Annotated in this window: 14 protein-coding genes; 4 read left to right on the top strand and 10 right to left on the bottom strand. The window is 73.7% G+C overall.

Translation table 11 applies throughout. From position 1 onward, the window contains the following. The first annotated feature begins 82 nt into the window (after positions 1-82). On the top strand, positions 83-661 hold the full coding sequence (locus tag FHD63_RS05925; protein WP_139720937.1) for a DUF2231 domain-containing protein: 579 nt from the start codon (positions 83-85) through the stop codon (positions 659-661). On the opposite strand, the gene FHD63_RS05920 is transcribed toward FHD63_RS05925, so the two are convergent. Together FHD63_RS05920 and FHD63_RS05915 are read right to left on the bottom strand one after the other, a co-directional pair. Further along, complete coding sequence (locus tag FHD63_RS05920) at positions 654-2,111, bottom strand: phage tail sheath family protein (RefSeq protein ID WP_139720935.1); 1,458 nt, start codon at positions 2,109-2,111, stop codon at positions 654-656. The genes FHD63_RS05925 and FHD63_RS05920 overlap by 8 nt on opposite strands. 61 nt (positions 2,112-2,172) lie before the next feature. Further along, a complete protein-coding gene (locus FHD63_RS05915) occupies positions 2,173-2,628 on the bottom strand; it encodes a MarR family winged helix-turn-helix transcriptional regulator (protein WP_139720933.1) in 456 nt (151 codons plus the stop codon). A 53-nt stretch (positions 2,629-2,681) separates the two neighbouring features. On the opposite strand from FHD63_RS05915, the gene FHD63_RS05910 reads away from it, so the two are divergent. Further along, positions 2,682-3,098, top strand: coding sequence for an organic hydroperoxide resistance protein (locus FHD63_RS05910; RefSeq protein ID WP_139720930.1), 417 nt, complete (start codon positions 2,682-2,684; stop codon positions 3,096-3,098). A gap of 48 nt (positions 3,099-3,146) precedes the next feature. On the opposite strand, the gene FHD63_RS16875 is transcribed toward FHD63_RS05910, so the two are convergent. The 4 genes from FHD63_RS16875 to FHD63_RS05895 form a co-directional block, all read right to left on the bottom strand. Further along, complete coding sequence (locus FHD63_RS16875; protein ID WP_272947976.1) at positions 3,147-3,281, bottom strand: hypothetical protein; 135 nt, start codon at positions 3,279-3,281, stop codon at positions 3,147-3,149. A gap of 83 nt (positions 3,282-3,364) precedes the next feature. Next, positions 3,365-3,706 carry a DUF2200 domain-containing protein gene (locus tag FHD63_RS05905; RefSeq protein WP_139720929.1) on the bottom strand — a complete coding sequence of 114 codons (342 nt, stop codon included), beginning with the start codon at positions 3,704-3,706 and terminating at the stop codon, positions 3,365-3,367. Positions 3,707-3,718: 12 nt separating this feature from the next. Next, positions 3,719-3,937, bottom strand: a complete 219-nt coding sequence (locus FHD63_RS05900; RefSeq protein ID WP_139720927.1) for a hypothetical protein — start codon at positions 3,935-3,937, stop codon at positions 3,719-3,721. A 131-nt stretch (positions 3,938-4,068) separates the two neighbouring features. Next, positions 4,069-5,478 (bottom strand): HNH endonuclease signature motif containing protein, encoded by a 1,410-nt coding sequence (locus FHD63_RS05895; RefSeq protein WP_139720926.1) that lies wholly within the window; start codon positions 5,476-5,478, stop codon positions 4,069-4,071. Positions 5,479-5,736: 258 nt separating this feature from the next. Here FHD63_RS05895 and FHD63_RS05890 point away from each other — a divergent pair, with 258 nt between their 5' ends. Further along, the gene (locus FHD63_RS05890) at positions 5,737-7,227 is read left to right on the top strand and encodes a trypsin-like peptidase domain-containing protein (protein WP_139720924.1); all 1,491 of its coding nucleotides are present in this window, start codon (positions 5,737-5,739) and stop codon (positions 7,225-7,227) included. 12 nt (positions 7,228-7,239) lie between these two features. Here FHD63_RS05890 and FHD63_RS05885 read toward each other — a convergent pair whose 3' ends face one another. Together FHD63_RS05885 and FHD63_RS05880 are read right to left on the bottom strand one after the other, a co-directional pair. Further along, positions 7,240-8,337: an alpha/beta fold hydrolase gene (locus FHD63_RS05885; protein ID WP_275100637.1), complete on the bottom strand. Its 1,098-nt coding sequence runs from the start codon at positions 8,335-8,337 to the stop codon at positions 7,240-7,242. 54 nt (positions 8,338-8,391) lie between these two features. Beyond that, positions 8,392-9,555, bottom strand: a complete 1,164-nt coding sequence (locus FHD63_RS05880) for a class I SAM-dependent methyltransferase (RefSeq protein WP_202978419.1) — start codon at positions 9,553-9,555, stop codon at positions 8,392-8,394. Positions 9,556-9,645: 90 nt separating this feature from the next. Here FHD63_RS05880 and FHD63_RS05875 point away from each other — a divergent pair, with 90 nt between their 5' ends. Beyond that, on the top strand, positions 9,646-12,729 hold the full coding sequence (locus FHD63_RS05875; RefSeq protein WP_139720922.1) for an AfsR/SARP family transcriptional regulator: 3,084 nt from the start codon (positions 9,646-9,648) through the stop codon (positions 12,727-12,729). A gap of 63 nt (positions 12,730-12,792) precedes the next feature. Here the strand turns inward: FHD63_RS05875 and FHD63_RS05870 are convergent, their stop codons facing one another. Together FHD63_RS05870 and FHD63_RS05865 are read right to left on the bottom strand one after the other, a co-directional pair. Continuing rightward, positions 12,793-13,512 carry a response regulator transcription factor gene (locus FHD63_RS05870; protein WP_170215589.1) on the bottom strand — a complete coding sequence of 240 codons (720 nt, stop codon included), beginning with the start codon at positions 13,510-13,512 and terminating at the stop codon, positions 12,793-12,795. Further along, positions 13,509-14,753, bottom strand: a complete 1,245-nt coding sequence (locus FHD63_RS05865; RefSeq protein WP_139720920.1) for a sensor histidine kinase — start codon at positions 14,751-14,753, stop codon at positions 13,509-13,511. Before FHD63_RS05865 ends, FHD63_RS05870 begins: the two co-directional genes overlap by 4 nt. Positions 14,754-14,933: the final 180 nt, after the last annotated feature.

Genomic DNA, 14,933 nt, shown 5'->3' with positions numbered 1-14,933 from the left:
ACATGGCGGCGGCCGAGCCGGTCGAGCCCGGTGACGAGCATCTCGAGGTGCGGTCCTGCAGGAGCAGGCGGACGATGGCTCCATGGAGCAGATTCAGTCCCAACCCGTGCCCGCCGTCGTGCGGTGGACCGAGCGCCTCGAGCAGACCGAGGCGCTGGACGGCCCGGTCCAGGCGATCGAGCCCACCATCACCTCCGTCTTCGGATCCGGCACCACCGGCTGGGCCTTGCGCGGTGAGTGGCTGGGGCACGCGCTGCACCCCCTGCTCACCGACATCACCATGGGGTCGTGGACGTCGGCGACCGTGCTCGACCTCGTCGGCGGACCCGCCTCCGCCCCGGCCGCGCAACGGCTGGTGGGGCTCGGGCTGCTCACCGCCGCGCCCACGGCGTGGTCCGGCTGGGCCGAGTGGTCCGAGACCGGCACCCGCGACAAGCGGGTCGGCCTGGTGCACGCCGCCGGCAACGCGCTGGCCGCCACCGCCTACGCCGCGTCCTGGATCGCCCGTCGCAGCGGCAACCACCGCCTCGGTGCGGTGCTCGCGATCGGCGGTGCGGGGGCGTCGGGCGCCGCGGCATACCTGGGCGGTCACCTGGCCGTGGCTCGCGGCGTCGGCAGCAAGCACCCGGCGTTCGACGACCCGGCCCAGATCGTCAGCTAGGGGCTGGCTGGTCAGGCGGCTCGTCGGTGTCCGGGCTGCCGGCCGGCTCGTCTGGCAGGTCGTCGGCCTCTGGTCTGTCGGCGGCCTCGCCGTCCCGCGTCCGTCTCCCGAACAGCGCGTCCGCCTCGTCGAAGCTGAGCGCAGGCCCTGATCCCTGCGCCTCGTCGAGGACCCGGCCGACGTTCTTCTCGGTCTCGCCGATGTAACGGGACACCACCTGTCCCAGGTCCACCCGGCCGAGCCCAGTCCACCTGCGTTCGACCCGGACCAGGTCCGGTCGGCTGCTCACCTGGTGTGGGCCGTCCGGACGCCCGCCGGCTGACCCGTCCGTGTCCGGTCCCTCGGCCTCCGGCACGTCGGACGGGGTCGCGGCCGTCTGCAGCGTCAGCGTGTGCACGTCGAACTCGGCGGGCCGCAGCGGAGCCATCCAGAAGGACACCACCACCCGCCCCGCGCTGACGTCGGCCTCGGTCATCGTCTCTCCCGGCCCGCAGCGCGCGCCGAAGGCGTCGTCGGCCCTCGCACCGGCGAACGCGCCCTGCCGCCACAGCGCGTGCAGGAAGTCCTCCGTCAGCCGCCGCGCCTGTGCCCAGAGCGCCGGGTCGTTCGGCTCGCCCTCGACGGCGCGCAGTCCCGCGACCAGTGACCGGAGGACGTGGTCGGTGAGCCGTCGCACGGGCAGGTAGCGCACCCCCGGGTCTCCGGCGCCGGCCCCGGCGAGCGTCCGGGCACCCCACACCAGCCGGCCCCGACCGGGGAACTCGCGCAGCGCGTTCACTCCTGCGCCGGTCAGCTCGTCGGTCCGGAGGCGGTCGAGGGACTCGGTGAACCCGCCGATCCCCCGCAGCTCCACCCCGGCCGGCGCCTTCCACACCCCTCGCTCGAGGTCGGTGCGGGCGACGACCCCGGCGACGGCCCCGCTCGGGGGCACGGCCTGGCCGTCGACGACGACCCAGGGGTGGTAGGTCGCGGCCCGCTCCCGGTGCTCGGTCAGCCCGTCGAGACTGCTGCGGGTCCGCGCGGACCACGGCCCGGCCGGGAGGTCGAGCAGCAGGACGGCGCGGTATGCCGCGCACCGCGCGAGCGCGACCCGCACCTGGTCCGGGTGGTCGGTGGTGAGACCGGGCACGACGAGCACGGTGACTCCGGCGTCGTCCAGCGCGTGGACACCCCCGGGGCCGGCGGGCGGCACGAGCTGCTCCGCAGCCGGGCCCGCGGCCCGCACGACCACCGCCTCCTGGCCGCCGTTGCCGAAGAACAGGTCCACGGCGTGACCGAGTGGACGGTCCGCGTCCAGGGTCGGGCCGAAGACGGCGTGGTAGTCGGCGGCGCTGCTGACGGTGACGGGGACCCCGACCGGGCCGGTATCGGCGGCGCCGACGAACCCGACGACCGCCGTGGGGAGGGACGCGATCGGGGTGCCGGGGGCGCCGGGTGCAGGGGGCGGCATACCGGGAGGAGGCGAGAGCCGGCGGTGAGATACCTCCGGGGTGGCAGAGGTGCTGAGCGAGTCAGCCGGCCGGGGGCGGGTCACCCTCCAGGGCGTCGATGACCGTGTCGAGCAACGACCGCAGGGCCGCCCCCTGCTCCTGCGTCATCCCCATGCCGCCGGCCAGCCGCTGCGGTACGTCGGCCACGCGGTCCTTCAGCTGCCACCCGCGGTCGGTCACCGAGACGAGGACTCGCCGCTCGTCGCGCCCGTCGCGCACCCGCTGGACCAGTCCGGCCGCCTCCATCCGCTTGAGCAGCGGTGTGAGGGTCCCGGAGTCCAGGTGCAGCCGGGCGCCGAGGTCCCGCACGCTCAGCGGCCCGTCGGACTCCCAGAGGGCGAGGAGGGTGAGGTACTGCGGGTAGGTCAGCCCGACGTCCGCCAACAGCTCGGCGTAGCGCCGGGTGACGGCGCGGGAGGCGGCGTAGAGCGGCAGGCAGATCTGCTGGTCGAGCGCCAGCTGGGGGTAGCCGTCCATCCCGCCATCGTAGCCGTTTGCGTCATTCGAATGTGCACAATAGAGTCGTGCACATGGATACTCTCTACACCGCGACCGCGCTCGCCACCGGGGACGGCCGCAACGGCCGCATCGAGTCCAGCGACGGCATCCTCGCCGCCGACGTCCGGGCCCCGAAGGAGATGGGTGGACCGGGCGGGGCGACCAACCCCGAGCAGCTCTTCGCCGCGGGGTATGCCGCCTGCTTCCACTCCGCCCTGCGCGGCGTCGCGAAGCGCTCGGGCGCGGACGTCACGGACTCCGAGGTGGTCGCCGACGTGTCCATCGGACCGAACGGCGACGGCGGGTTCGGCCTCGCCGTCGGCCTGGAGGTGACGCTCCCCCACGTCGAGCGCGCCGACGCCGAGAAGCTGGTGGAGCAGGCCCACCAGGTGTGCCCCTACTCCAACGCCACGCGCGGCAACGTCGAGGTCACCCTCAGCGTCGCATGACGCCAGGCCGACGAGAGGCCTCACGGCCGGGGACGCGGGAGGAGGCGCTCAGCGCTTCTTGGGGTGGATGACGTTCTCGAGCTGCGAGGCCTCGTCCCCCTTGGCCCGCTTCTCCGCCCGCTTCTCCTTGATGCTCTTGCCGGACTTCTTGGACATGGTCTGACGCGGCGACTTGTCTGTCATGGCGTGGCCTTTGATGGGGAGACCTGAGTGGTCCCGCTACCCATGACACTACGCGCCCGCCGGCCTCCGCGCGGACACCGCCGTCAGGAGCGCAGGACCTTGGCCATCGGCCGGCCCTTGGCCAGCTCGTCGACGAGCTTGTCGAGGTAGCGGATCCGCCGCATGAGCGGGTCCTCCACCTCCTGGACCTTCACGCCGCACACCGACCCCGTGATCTGGTCGACGTGCGGGTTGAGCTCGGCATCGGCGAAGAAGTCCTCGAAGGTCGTCCCGTCGGCCAGGTGACGGCTCAGCTGCGCGTCGTCGAAGCCGGTCAACCACTTGATGACCTCCCAGACCTCAGACTCCGTCCGACCCTTGCGCTCGGCCTTGGTGACGTAGTGCGGGTAGACCGAGGCGACGCTGACGGTGAAGATCCGGCTCATGTCGTGCTCCGCTCAGCGGTCGCCGTCCTCGACCGCGCTCTGCCGCCCGCGGCTGGCGGCCGCGTCGCCGTCGTCGTCCTGGTGGTCCTCGGCCGTGGCGTCGTCGGGGCCGGTGTCGTTGGTGTCCGGGGTCTCGGGGACGGCGTCGGCGCCCCCACGGATGGTCTCCTCGTTGAGGGAGCCGGAGCCACCCTCGGAGACGGTGCCGCCCTGGTCAGAGTCATGGGTCATGCTCCTCAATCTACGCGCTCGCCAGCCGTAGGGCGTGGCCGAATGCCCTCTCGGACGGACCCCCGTGCTCGGCTGACGACGGAGCACGCACGCCGGCGCCCCGACCCACCCGGGCCGGGTCGGGGGCGGGGTCATCGCAGTCTCCAGCGCACCCCGGTCGCCTCGACCTCGGCGCTCGCGTCGTGCTGGTGCACCCACGTGTGGTGCCGGGGGCAGAGCAGTGCGTAGTTGGAGAGGTCCGAGCGGCCGCCGCGGGCCCAGTGCACGACGTGGTGGGCGTCGCACCACGTCGCGGGCACGTGGCAGCCGGGGAAGGTGCACCCACCGTCGCGGTGCGCCAACGCGCGCCGCTGACCGGGGGTCACCAGTCTCCTGGCCAGACCCAGATCCAGGATCTCGCTCTTGTGACCCAGCACCGCCGGGATGATGTCGGCGTCGCACGTGAGCTGCCGCACCTCGTGCGCCGACAGCGTGCCCTCGTGCACCGTCCGCCCGGCACCGCCCAGGGCACCGCGCAGCTCCTCGAGCCCGATCGTCACCATGACCTGCGCCTTGGGCGTCGTCGGCTGCCCCTCGCTGCCTGCGACACCGCGTCGGAAGACCGTCATGAAGGCGTCGTAGCGTCGCTGCCCCGCGGTCCGCAGGTCCAGCTCGGCGACGGTCGGACCCGAACCCCAGGCGCCCTCACCCCCGACGCCGTCCACCCCAGCGCCGACGCTCGGCGCACCATCCACTCCGGCGTCTCCTCGTGCGCCATCCACCCCGGTGTCTCCTCGCGCGCCGTCCACTCTGGTGTCTCCTCGCGCGCCATCCTCCCGGGGCGCCGGCGCGGCCAGCGGCGACATGAGCACGGCCCGGATCGCCTCATAGTCGGCGTCGCTGCCCACGGTCAGTACGAACCGGCGCAGCGAGCCGTCGGCCAAGGACGACTCGTGCACGTCGCGCAGCTCGTGCCGCGCCTGGGCGCGGGCCACCTGCTCCTTCTCGGACAAGCAGGTCGCCACGAGCTTGGCGGTGATCCTGGCCAGGTCCCGCTCGTCGAACTCCTCCCGCGCCGCGGCGACGGTCAACAGCTCGGTGGCCTCGGCATACTCGCTCTCCCCCAGCGCCGGCCGGATCCTCGTCAGCGCCCGCAGGACCTGCGCCGCGCGGTGCAGCGGCACCGACCCGTCCTGCACCGCGTCCGCCAGCGGCGCGTGCACGCCCTGCTGGGCGGCACGCGCCACCATCGCGATCTCGATCGCCGTCCTCGAGGCCAGCCCCGGGCATACACGCCGGACCCAGTCGACGTCGGAGAACCCGGCCTCCTGGTGGAGCCCGCGCAACAGGCCCTCCCGGACCACCGCCACCAGCAACGCGTGCGTCCGGGCGGCCACCTGATCGAGCGCCCCCAGCACCTCACCCAGCTCGCGCTCCTGGAGCAGGGCCGGTGCGGCCAGCGCCGTCGCGGAGCGCCCCAGAGCAGCGGACAGCTCGGCCAGCACGGCCGCTGCACCGTCAGCGCGACCCCCGGTCGCCTCGCTCCCCCAGCTCCCCCTCATGCGAACAAGTGTACGACCGGCCTCCGACAGACCCCCCTTCCGGACACCCGACAGACCGCACCCACCCCGGCACCCCGAGACCACGCCCGCCTCCCCGAAGGTCCGAGGCGAGCCCTGTCGACTCTTCCGTGGTCACCCCTTTCGCCCTATGATTCGGCTGGCCTCCTGGGGAACTTGGCGAGGCTTCGTATTCTCCGTGAGCAGGGACCCGTGAACGTTCAACCACCCTTGTCCGCGACCCCTGCATCGCAGGCTCGCGTGAATCCTCTCCTCCTCGTCGCCCTGGGGGCGGTCCTCGCCGTCGTCCTCGGGCTCGGCGGGGTGTATCTCGGCATGACGCTGCGGGGCAACGCCACCGCAGCGCCGCCCGAGCCCGAGCGCGAGCCCGTCGCCGCCGCGACGCCCGACCCGGTGGTCGCCACGGCCGAGCCGGCCTCCGAGTCCCTCAGCACCGACGAGCTGGCCGACCGGTACGCACCAGCCATCTTCAAGGTCGAGGTCGAGGGGTGCAGCATGAGCGGCTCCGGCTCGGCCTGGGTCCTCGACGAGCACCACCTGGTCACGAACTGGCACGTCGTCAGCATCGACCCGACACCCGAGCTGGTGAGCCGCGACGGCCAGACCAGGATGACGGGCACCGTCATCGGCGGCCGGACCGAGCCCGACATCGCCGTCATCGAGGTCGACGAGCCGATCCGCGGGGCTGCCCTCGACTGGGTCGACACCGACGACCTCCGGGAGGGTGAGGAGATCGTCTCGCTGGGCTACCCCGCTCCCGCCGGCGACTTCTCGGTCACCCCGTCGACCATCCTCAGCTTCCAGATGGACGGGTCCACCCGCGAGGCGATCCGGGGCGACGGCGCCCTCGACGACGGCAACTCCGGCGGCCCGGCCCTGACCGCGGGCGGTGAGGTCGCCGGGGTCGCGACCGTGATGGTGCGCGAGGCCAACCAGCTGCAGATGGTGCCGCTGCTCTTCACCGCGGACGCGCTGCGGTCCACGGTGCAGGACGTCATCGACGACCCGACGACCGTGCAGGAGTCCTGCGACGGGCAGTTCGCCGAGCTCCCGGACGAGTGGGGGGACGACTTCGAGGACTGGTCGGCCAGCGGCCCGGACGCCTACGGCGACGACGCCACCCTGGCCGCCCTGTGGGACACGTGCGCGGCGGGGGACCTGGAGGCGTGCGACTCGCTGTGGCGGGACTCGCCGATCGGCTCGGGGTATGAGGCGTTCGCCGCCACGTGCGGCGGCACCAGTGAGGCCTCCCACGGGACCTGCGTCTCCGACGCCGAGTGGGCTGCCCAGGAGGCGGCGTGGGAGGCCGAGCGGGCCCAGGACGAGGCCGACCGGGCCGCCGAGGACGCGGCAGAGCAGGCCTCCGAGGAGCAGGCCCAGGCGGAGCAGGAGGCCGCCCTCGCCAGCCTGCTCTCTGCCTGCGAGGCGGGCGACATGCAGGCCTGCGACGACCTCTTCTGGGAGTCGCCCTCGGGCAGCGCGGCCGAGGCCACGGCTGCGGACTGCGGCGGTCACTTCGCGGACTACTGGGGCTCCTGCGTCGACCGGGAGGCCGAGGCCGGCGAGATCGCGACGCTGGTCGGGTCGTGCCACGCGGGCGACATGCAGGCGTGCGACGACCTCTACTGGCAGTCACCGTCCGGGAGCGAGGCGGAGGCGATCGCGGAGGACTGCGGCGGCCGCTACCCCGGCGAGGGTGGCTCCTGCGTCTGGTCCGAGGAGGAGGAGTAGGTACCGAGCTCGTCAGACCTCGGCGCCGAGCAGCTCCGAAAGGTGGCCGTCGAGCTCGGCGAGGTAGGACTCCTCGAACCCGAAGAGCCCGAAGTGCCCGGCCACCGAGTGCAGGACGCGCAGCTCGCTGCCGGGGACCAGCTCCTGCTCCCGGGCGCAGTCGCGCGGCGGGAAGAACATGTCCTCGTCGATGGGCAGCACGAAGGTCTTGGCGGTGATCCGCCCGAGCGCCGCCGCCAGGTCCCCGCCGGTATGCCGCGAGACATCCCCGCGCTGCCACTTCCACGCCATACTCAGCAGGGCGTTCGGGTCCATCGCGGCGAACGTCGGCCGCAGGAACCGGTCGCGGAACTCCTCGAAGGTGTCCCAGGTGACGTCCGGCAGCTCGATCCCGCGCCAGAACTCCGAGCGCCAGAACTCGGTGGACAAGCCGACCACCGCCCAGATGTCGGCATGCCGGCGGAGTCCCTCGCCCACGTCGGCGGGCGAGGCGTAGTCGCCGCCGTTCCACCCCGGGTCGGAGGTGATGGCGTCGATGAGCGTCTGGGTGAAGAGGAAGTCGTGCGGAGTGTTCTGCGCGGTGCCCGCGATCATCGCGGCGCGCTGCACCTTCTCTGGGAACCGGACCGCCCACTCCCAGGTCTGCTGGGCCCCCATCGAGCCGCCGACGACGAGCGCGAGCCGCTCGATGCCGAACGTCTCGCGCAGCAGCTGCTCCTGGGCGCGGACGTCGTCCCCGATGCGCACGTGCGGGAAGCCCGCCATCGCGATCTCGCCCTCGGCGGTGTGCGGCGAGGTCGACAGGCCGTTGCCGATCTGGTTGACGACGACGATGAAGTAGCGCGAGGGGTCCAGCGCCCGCCCTTCGCCGATGTAGGTCAGGTCCCAGGTCTGGTGAGTGCCGGAGAACCAGGTGGGGATGAGGATCGCGTTGTCCTTCGCCTCGTTCAGCTCCCCGTAGGTGGCAACCGCGAGCTGGAGGTCCGGTATGACGCCACCCTCCTCGAGCTCGAACCTCCCGAGGCTGTGGAGCTCGTAGGCGCCCTGCACCTCGGGTGTGTAGAAGGGGTTGTCGATCGGCATGGCGGACTCCTCGTCGAGCGCGGTCACGGTGGTCGTGAGCCTAGCCGCAAGGGCCCGCCGCCGGGAAGAGGTACCACGTCGTCAGGCGCGGGCCTCCAGCACCATGTTGAAGTCGTTCTCCGCGGCCCGGCGCACCGTGCCGAAGCCGGCCTCGGTGAGCACCTGGGTCAGCTTCGTCTCCCCCGCCTGCGACCCGAGCGCGAGACCCACGGGCTGGGAGAGCGAGTTCGCGGTGCACAGGAACGTCGAGGCGGCGAAGCTGACCGGTGCCATCGGCACCGTCGCCAGGGTCGTCGACAGGTCGTCCGCCGCGAGCGGCTCCACGAGCAGCAGGCGGCCGTCCGCGGCGAGCGCCCGCCGCGCGTGCGCGGCCGCCCCGACCGGGTCACCCAAGTCGTGCAGGGTGTCGAAGTAGGTGATGAGGTCCACCTCCCGGTCCGGGTAGCTCTGCGCGTCGTCGACCTGGAAGCGCACCCGGTCGCTCACCCCGTGCTCCCGCGCACGACGTCGGGCGACCTCGACGGACGGCTCGTGCGGGTCGTAGCCGACGAAGCGGGAGGCCGGGAACGCCTGGGCCAGCAGCACCAGCGGCGCCCCACGACCGCAACCCACATCGACGACCGTCGCCCCGGCCTGCAGCCGCTCCGACAGGCCCTCGACGGCCGGCACCCACTCGGAGAGCAGGCTGTTGCGGTAGCCGACGCGGAAGAACCGCTCGATCGACTCGAAGACCGCTGGGTCCTGCTCCGCCCACGGGATGCCGTGCCCGCTGCGGAACGCCTCGCTGAGCCGCTCGGTCCGCCGGTGCAGACCGCTGATGAGCGGCGCCGCCCCGATCATGGCTGCCGGGGAGTCGTCGGAGGCGAGCACCGCGGCGTGCTCCGCCGGCAGCACGAAGGTCCCCGTCTCGGGGTCGTGGCGCACGATGCCGACGGCGGCCTGCTGCGCAAGCCACTCGCGGACGTAGCGCTCCGCGGTGCCGGTCGTGTCGGCCAGCTCGGCCGGGGTGACCGGCCCCGAGCCGGCGAGCGCGGCATACAGCCCGACGCGGTCGCCGACGACCATCATCGCGGCGGTGGCCCCGCCGGCGAGCATCATCCCGATCTGCTGCGCGAACGCGCCGACCTGCTCCAGGTCGAGATCCGGGTCGACGTCGAGGTCGGGCGACGCTCCCCCGCCGCCCGTGGGTGGGGTGCCGGCCCGGCTCCCGGGGTCAGCGTGGTTCGGTGCGGTGTGCGTGGTCATGATGACCCTCCTTCGGTGGACTGACCCGCCCACCGTGGCCGGCTGCGCTTTCATCGCGCTGTCACCCCGCTGTCAGGCACACTGGGCCAGGTGCCCCAGCTGCGGTTCGGCGTGCTCGGCACGCTGGAGGTGCGCGTCGACGGCCGACCGGTCCACATCCCCGTCGGACGTCGCCGGGCGGTGCTGACCTGCCTGCTCGTGCACGCCGACGCCCCGGTCTCGACGGACGCCCTCGTCGAGGCGGCTTGGGGCGAGGAGCACCCGGCCGACCCGCGGGGCGCGCTGCAGACCGTCGTGTCGCGGCTGCGGACGCTCCTCGGGCCGGACGCGGTGCAGACCGTTGAGGACGGCTACCGCCTGCCGGCTCCCCCGGCGCAGGTGGACGCCCTCGAGCTGGAGGACCTGGTCGCCCAGGCTCGGGCCGCCGAGCCTGCCGGCGCATCGGCCCTCCTGGAGCAGGCCCGGGCGCTGTGGCGGGGGCCGCCCTTCGGGGCGCTCGCCGATCGGGAGTCGGTGATGGCCGCGGCCGCACGACTGGAGGGTATGCGGCACGAGGCCACCGAGCTGCACGCCGCCGCCCTGCTCGACCTGGGTGAGGAGGCTGCCGCGGTGCCGCTGCTGACCGAGCTGCTCGCCGAGCAGCCCTACCGCGAGCACGCGGTCGGCCTCCTGGCGCAGGCCCTCTATCGCCTCGGGCGCCAGGCCGACGCGCTCGACCTGCTCGACCGGCACCGCCGCCGCATGGCGGACGAGCTGGGGCTGGACCCCTCCCCCGACCTCGTCGACCTCCAGACACGGGTGCTGGGACACGCCCTGCCGACCCCGGCCACGGTCCGGGCCGCGACGGCTGGCGGGCCCACCGACACCCGGCCCGCGGACGGGCGGGAGCCGGACGACCAACCGGGGGCGGGTCCCGTGGCCGTGGGTCCTGTGGCGGCGGATTGGCTTCGGGGCGCAGCACCGCTCACCGGCCGTGAGGACGACCTCGCCCGCGTCCTGCAGTCGCTGGGCTCCGCCCCCCTCACGATCGTCACCGGGCCGGGCGGGGTCGGCAAGACGCGGCTGGCCGCCGAGGCCGTGCGCCGGCTCGCCGGCAGGTCGGCGCTGCCCGTGGTCGTGACCGAGCTCGCGGGCGTGGGACCCGGTGACGTGGCCTCCGCCGTCGCGGGTGCGCTGCGCGTGGGGCGGCGGACGCCGGACCCGACCGAGGCGGTCATCGACCTGCTGACGATGGCCCCGCACGTCCTGGTCGTCGACGACGCCGAGCACCGGCTGGCCGAGGTCGGAGACCTGCTCGCCCGGGTGACGCACCGGTGCGGCGGCACCCACGTGCTCGTCACCAGCCGCAAGCGTCTGGGCGTGGCGGCGGAGAGGGTGCTGCCGCTCTCCCCGCTGGCGGTGCCCGGGCCGGAGGACGGCGGCGGTCCCGAGATGTCGGCCGCCGTCCGCCTCTTCGTCGACCGGGTGCGGCGGTTAAGGCCCGGGTTCGGCGTCAACGCCACCAATGCCGCTGCCGTGACGGAGCTGTGCCGACGGCTCGACGGGCTGCCGCTCGCGCTGGAGCTGGCGGCCGCCCGCACGGCGACCCTCGGGCTGGAGGAGGTCCTCGCCCTGCTGCCGGCACCCGCCTGCGCCGATGACGGGCACCTGGCTCCGGAGGACAACCCGGCATCGGGCCGCCCCGGCACCGGGCGCGTGACCTCGCACGACGACCCGGCAGCCCCGGCCATCGACGCGCTCGGGCTCGACCCGACGGTCGCCTGGTCCTACCGCCTCCTCGACGACGCGCAGCAGGGCCTGCTGGCGCGGCTGTCAGTCTTCCCCGGTTACTTCGGCGCCGCGGCCGTGCGGTCGGTCTGCGCGGCCCTCGACGACGGCCCCGACCCCGGTGGCGCGCTGGCCGAGCTCGTGGAGGCCTCGCTCGTGACGACGCGGTCAGAGGGCCCGCGCGCCCGGCACCGGTTGCTGGGGGTGGTGCGGGAGTATGCCGCTCGCCGGCTGGTCGAGCGGGGTGCCGAGGAGGTCGACGCGCAGCGGGCGCACGCGGCCTGGGCAGCCACCGAGTCCGAGCGGGTGGCCGAGGTGTGGTCGACTCTGGACGGGACGGTCGTCGACGCCCGCCTCGGGGAGCTGGTGCCGGACCTCATAGTGGCGCTACGGCGCGCGGTGGCACGTGTGCGCGCGACCGGCTCCGACGCGGATCTGCTCGTCGCGTTGCGGGCCGCGGGCGCGGTGGGACGGTGCCTGCACTGGGTGCCCCCGCCGGACCTGGGCGATCTTCACCTGGCGGTCGCGGAGCTGGCGGTCTCCCGGTGGGACCCTCCCGATGTCGCGCCCGAGGACGCACCGGCGGTCGCGAACGGTGTGGGGGCGGGCGCGATGGTGGCGGTCGAGCGGGGCGAGCTCGACCGGGCGCGGCACCTGGCGCTGGCCGGGCACCTGCTCGCCGGCGGGACCGACGAACCCCTGGTCTGCGTGGTGCTCGGGGTGGAGGCGATGTACCGCGGTGAAGCCGCCGTCTGCACCGAGTGGTTCACCCGCCTCGGCCGCCTCCCCGGGCTCGCGGGCGAGAGCCACACCTCCCGAGCCCTGATGTCGCTGTATGCCGGTGACCTGGCGGCGGCTCAGGAGCACGTCGCCGTGGCCCTCACGGCCTCGGGCTCAGGGGCGGACGCCTCGCGCGCCTTCGCGCTGTATGCCCACGGCGAGGTCCTGGCAGTCTCTGACGCCCCGGCGGCGACGGCGCGCCTCCGGGAGGCGGCGGCGCTGTCCGCCCGGATCGGCGCGGCGCAGGTGAGCAAGGTGGCCCGCCTGGCACTCTTCGCGCGCCTGGTCCGCGACGGGCGGCGTGAGGAGGCGCGCGGGCTGGGCGGGGCGCTGCTGCGCGACCTGCAGCGCACCGGGTCGTGGGCGCAGATCTGGACCATGCTGCGGGTGCTGACCGAGCTGCTCGTTGCGGAGGGTGAGTGCTCGGACGCCGCCTTCCTGCTCTGCGCGGCCGAGCACGATCCCTCGGCCCCTCCCCTCATGGGTGAGGACATCGCCCGCCACGCCACGCTCTGGGAGCGCCTGTCCGACGCGGTGGGCGAGAGCGTGCTGGGGCAGATCCAGGTCATGGCGTCCTCGACGCCGAGGTCCCACATCATGCGCCGGGCCCTCGCCCTGCTGTCCTGAGATCGACGGGTCACGCTGCATCCCGGCGGTGGCGGCGACGGCACGCTTCGGGCGGGCATGGGCTCATACCGAGGCGAGCGCCACCTGGACGGCCACCTGGATGCGGTTGCCCACCCCCAGCTTGGTCTGGATCGAGGACAGCTGGGTCTTGACCGTGCTCTCACTGACGAAGAGGCGCTGAGCCAGCTCGAAGTTCGACAGGCCTTGCGACACCAGGGTCGACACCTCCCGCTCCCGGTCGGTCAGCCGGGCCAGCGCCTGGCGGGCCTCGACACACTCCGGGGAGGAGGAGACGGTGTGCAGGTGCTGCATGAACTGCCGCGCCGTGCGCTTGGACACCGCCCCCTCCCCCGCGGCGACGGCCAGGACGTGGGCGACCAGGTCCTCCGGCGACTCCGTCTTGAGCAGGAAGCCACTCGCGCCGGCGGCGGCCGCCCGGAACGGCTCGTCGTCGCTGTCGAAGGTCGTCAGCACGATGACCTCGGGCGGCCGCGCCAATGCCCGGACCCGCGCAGTCGCGGTCAGCCCGTCCAGGCGCTGCATGCGGACGTCCATGAGCACGACGTCGGGCCGGTGGCGCTCGACCGCCGTGACGGCCTCGTCGCCGTCGGCGACCGAACCGACCACCTCGATCCGCCCCTGGCTGCCGCGCTGCAGGATCATCCGCAGCCCCGAGCAGACCATCGGGTCGTCGTCCACCAGCAGCACCCGCACCGGCCGATCCACCACCGGCCGCTGCCCCGCCGGCCCCTCTCGCTCTTCCCACCCCTCCGGCGTGCTCATGCCGCGTCCCCCGACCAGGGCAAGGTCACGGCGACGCGGAAGCGCCCGCCGTCGGTGCTCACCTCGCTCGTGCCGCCGAGGATCTCGACGCGCTCGTCGATGCCGCGGAGTCCGGACCCCGCACCCTCGACACCCGCCGGGACGGGCACTCGGACGGAGGTCGGGTTCGACGACTCGATGCGGATGCCCTCGCCCGGGCCTCCCGACACCTGCAGCCGGACCAGCTCGCTCGGCGCGTGCTTGCGGGCGTTGGTGAGCAGCTCCTGGACGATGCGGTAGACCGAGTGAGCCAGGACGGGGTCCGCCTGGTCCGCGGAGTGGAGGAAGACCGTCGACGCCACCGGCACCCCGGCGTCGGCCATGTCGTCGATGACCGAGGACAGCTGGGAGAGCGATCGCACCGACACTGGCGACAGCGGTGCATCGCTCGCACCGGCCGCCGGGTCGCGGAGCACCCCGACGAGGGAGCGCAGGTCGTCCATGGCGCGCTGGGCGTTGTCGCGGACGGCGCGGGCGCTCTCCCGCAGCTCAGGGTCGTCACCCGCCGCGACCTCGATGCCGCCAGCGTGCAGCACGAGCAGCGACAGCCGATGACCGATGACGTCGTGGACCTCCCGGGCGATGAGCTCGCGCTCCCCCTGGCGGGACAGCTCGGCGGACAGCGCCCCGGCGGTGGCCCGCTCGACCGCGACCTCGTGCCGCGTGTCGTCGATCTCGTGCCGGGCCCGCAGCCAGAAGCCGACGACGACGGGGACCACGATGACGACGAGGTAGACGACGCTCGCGGCATACACGTTGAAGTCGACCGGGTCGGTCTGGACGGTCTCGGTCGAGGAGAAGAAGCGGACCAGCGACGAGGCCGGCGTGGGCCCGAGCGCGTCGCGCACGAACCACACCGTCCCGCCCAGCACGTGCAGGAAAGCGAGCGTCTCGGCCTCGTTGCGCTTCTCCCGCACCAGCACCTGCGGCAGGACGAGCGCCATGACCGGGCCGATGGGGAAGATGAGCTGCAGGAAGCCCAGGCCCCACGCCGTGTTCGCGAGGTCTTTGCGGCGCAGGAGCAGCAGGAACGGCGCGCCGAGCGCGACCAGCGTGGACAGCCCCTGCACCGCGTCAGCGGCACCTCCCACCGGCCCGGTCCACGCCCAGACCCGGTTGCGCTCCTCCGCCGAGCTGACCGAGAGCACGGTGATCATCAGGGCGGCGAACACCATTGCCGCCGTGCGCGCCCAGTACCTCACGCCGCGGTCCCTGGGTGCCCGCCCCCTCGTCCTGTCCTCCATGTCGCGAAGGCTAGAGGCGAGCGCCGACAGACCCGTCAGCCACTCGGGCAGCCTCGCCGCGGCATACCTGACCGATCGGTCAGTGCGATCTGCCCGGACGGCCGATGAGAGTTCCACCGTCCGCGGGTGGACTGACGA

Source organism: Serinicoccus chungangensis (assembly GCF_006337125.1).
GTDB lineage: Bacteria > Actinomycetota > Actinomycetes > Actinomycetales > Dermatophilaceae > Ornithinicoccus > Ornithinicoccus chungangensis.
Note: the sequence above shows the minus strand (reverse complement) of the source record. Positions and strands in the feature narration are given on the sequence as shown.

What these genes read in the sequence shown, in the direction of transcription:
- FHD63_RS05925 (WP_139720937.1), top strand. Translation starts at nt 83, where the DNA reads ATGGAGCAGATTCAGTCCCAACCCGTGCCCGCCGTCGTGCGGTGGACC.
- FHD63_RS05920 (WP_139720935.1), bottom strand. Translation starts at nt 2,111, where the DNA reads ATGCCGCCCCCTGCACCCGGCGCCCCCGGCACCCCGATCGCGTCCCTC.
- FHD63_RS05915 (WP_139720933.1), bottom strand. Translation starts at nt 2,628, where the DNA reads ATGGACGGCTACCCCCAGCTGGCGCTCGACCAGCAGATCTGCCTGCCG.
- FHD63_RS05910 (WP_139720930.1), top strand. Translation starts at nt 2,682, where the DNA reads ATGGATACTCTCTACACCGCGACCGCGCTCGCCACCGGGGACGGCCGC.
- FHD63_RS16875 (WP_272947976.1), bottom strand. Translation starts at nt 3,281, where the DNA reads ATGACAGACAAGTCGCCGCGTCAGACCATGTCCAAGAAGTCCGGCAAG.
- FHD63_RS05905 (WP_139720929.1), bottom strand. Translation starts at nt 3,706, where the DNA reads ATGAGCCGGATCTTCACCGTCAGCGTCGCCTCGGTCTACCCGCACTAC.
- FHD63_RS05900 (WP_139720927.1), bottom strand. Translation starts at nt 3,937, where the DNA reads ATGACCCATGACTCTGACCAGGGCGGCACCGTCTCCGAGGGTGGCTCC.
- FHD63_RS05895 (WP_139720926.1), bottom strand. Translation starts at nt 5,478, where the DNA reads ATGAGGGGGAGCTGGGGGAGCGAGGCGACCGGGGGTCGCGCTGACGGT.
- FHD63_RS05880 (WP_202978419.1), bottom strand. Translation starts at nt 9,555, where the DNA reads ATGACCACGCACACCGCACCGAACCACGCTGACCCCGGGAGCCGGGCC.
- FHD63_RS05870 (WP_170215589.1), bottom strand. Translation starts at nt 13,512, where the DNA reads ATGAGCACGCCGGAGGGGTGGGAAGAGCGAGAGGGGCCGGCGGGGCAG.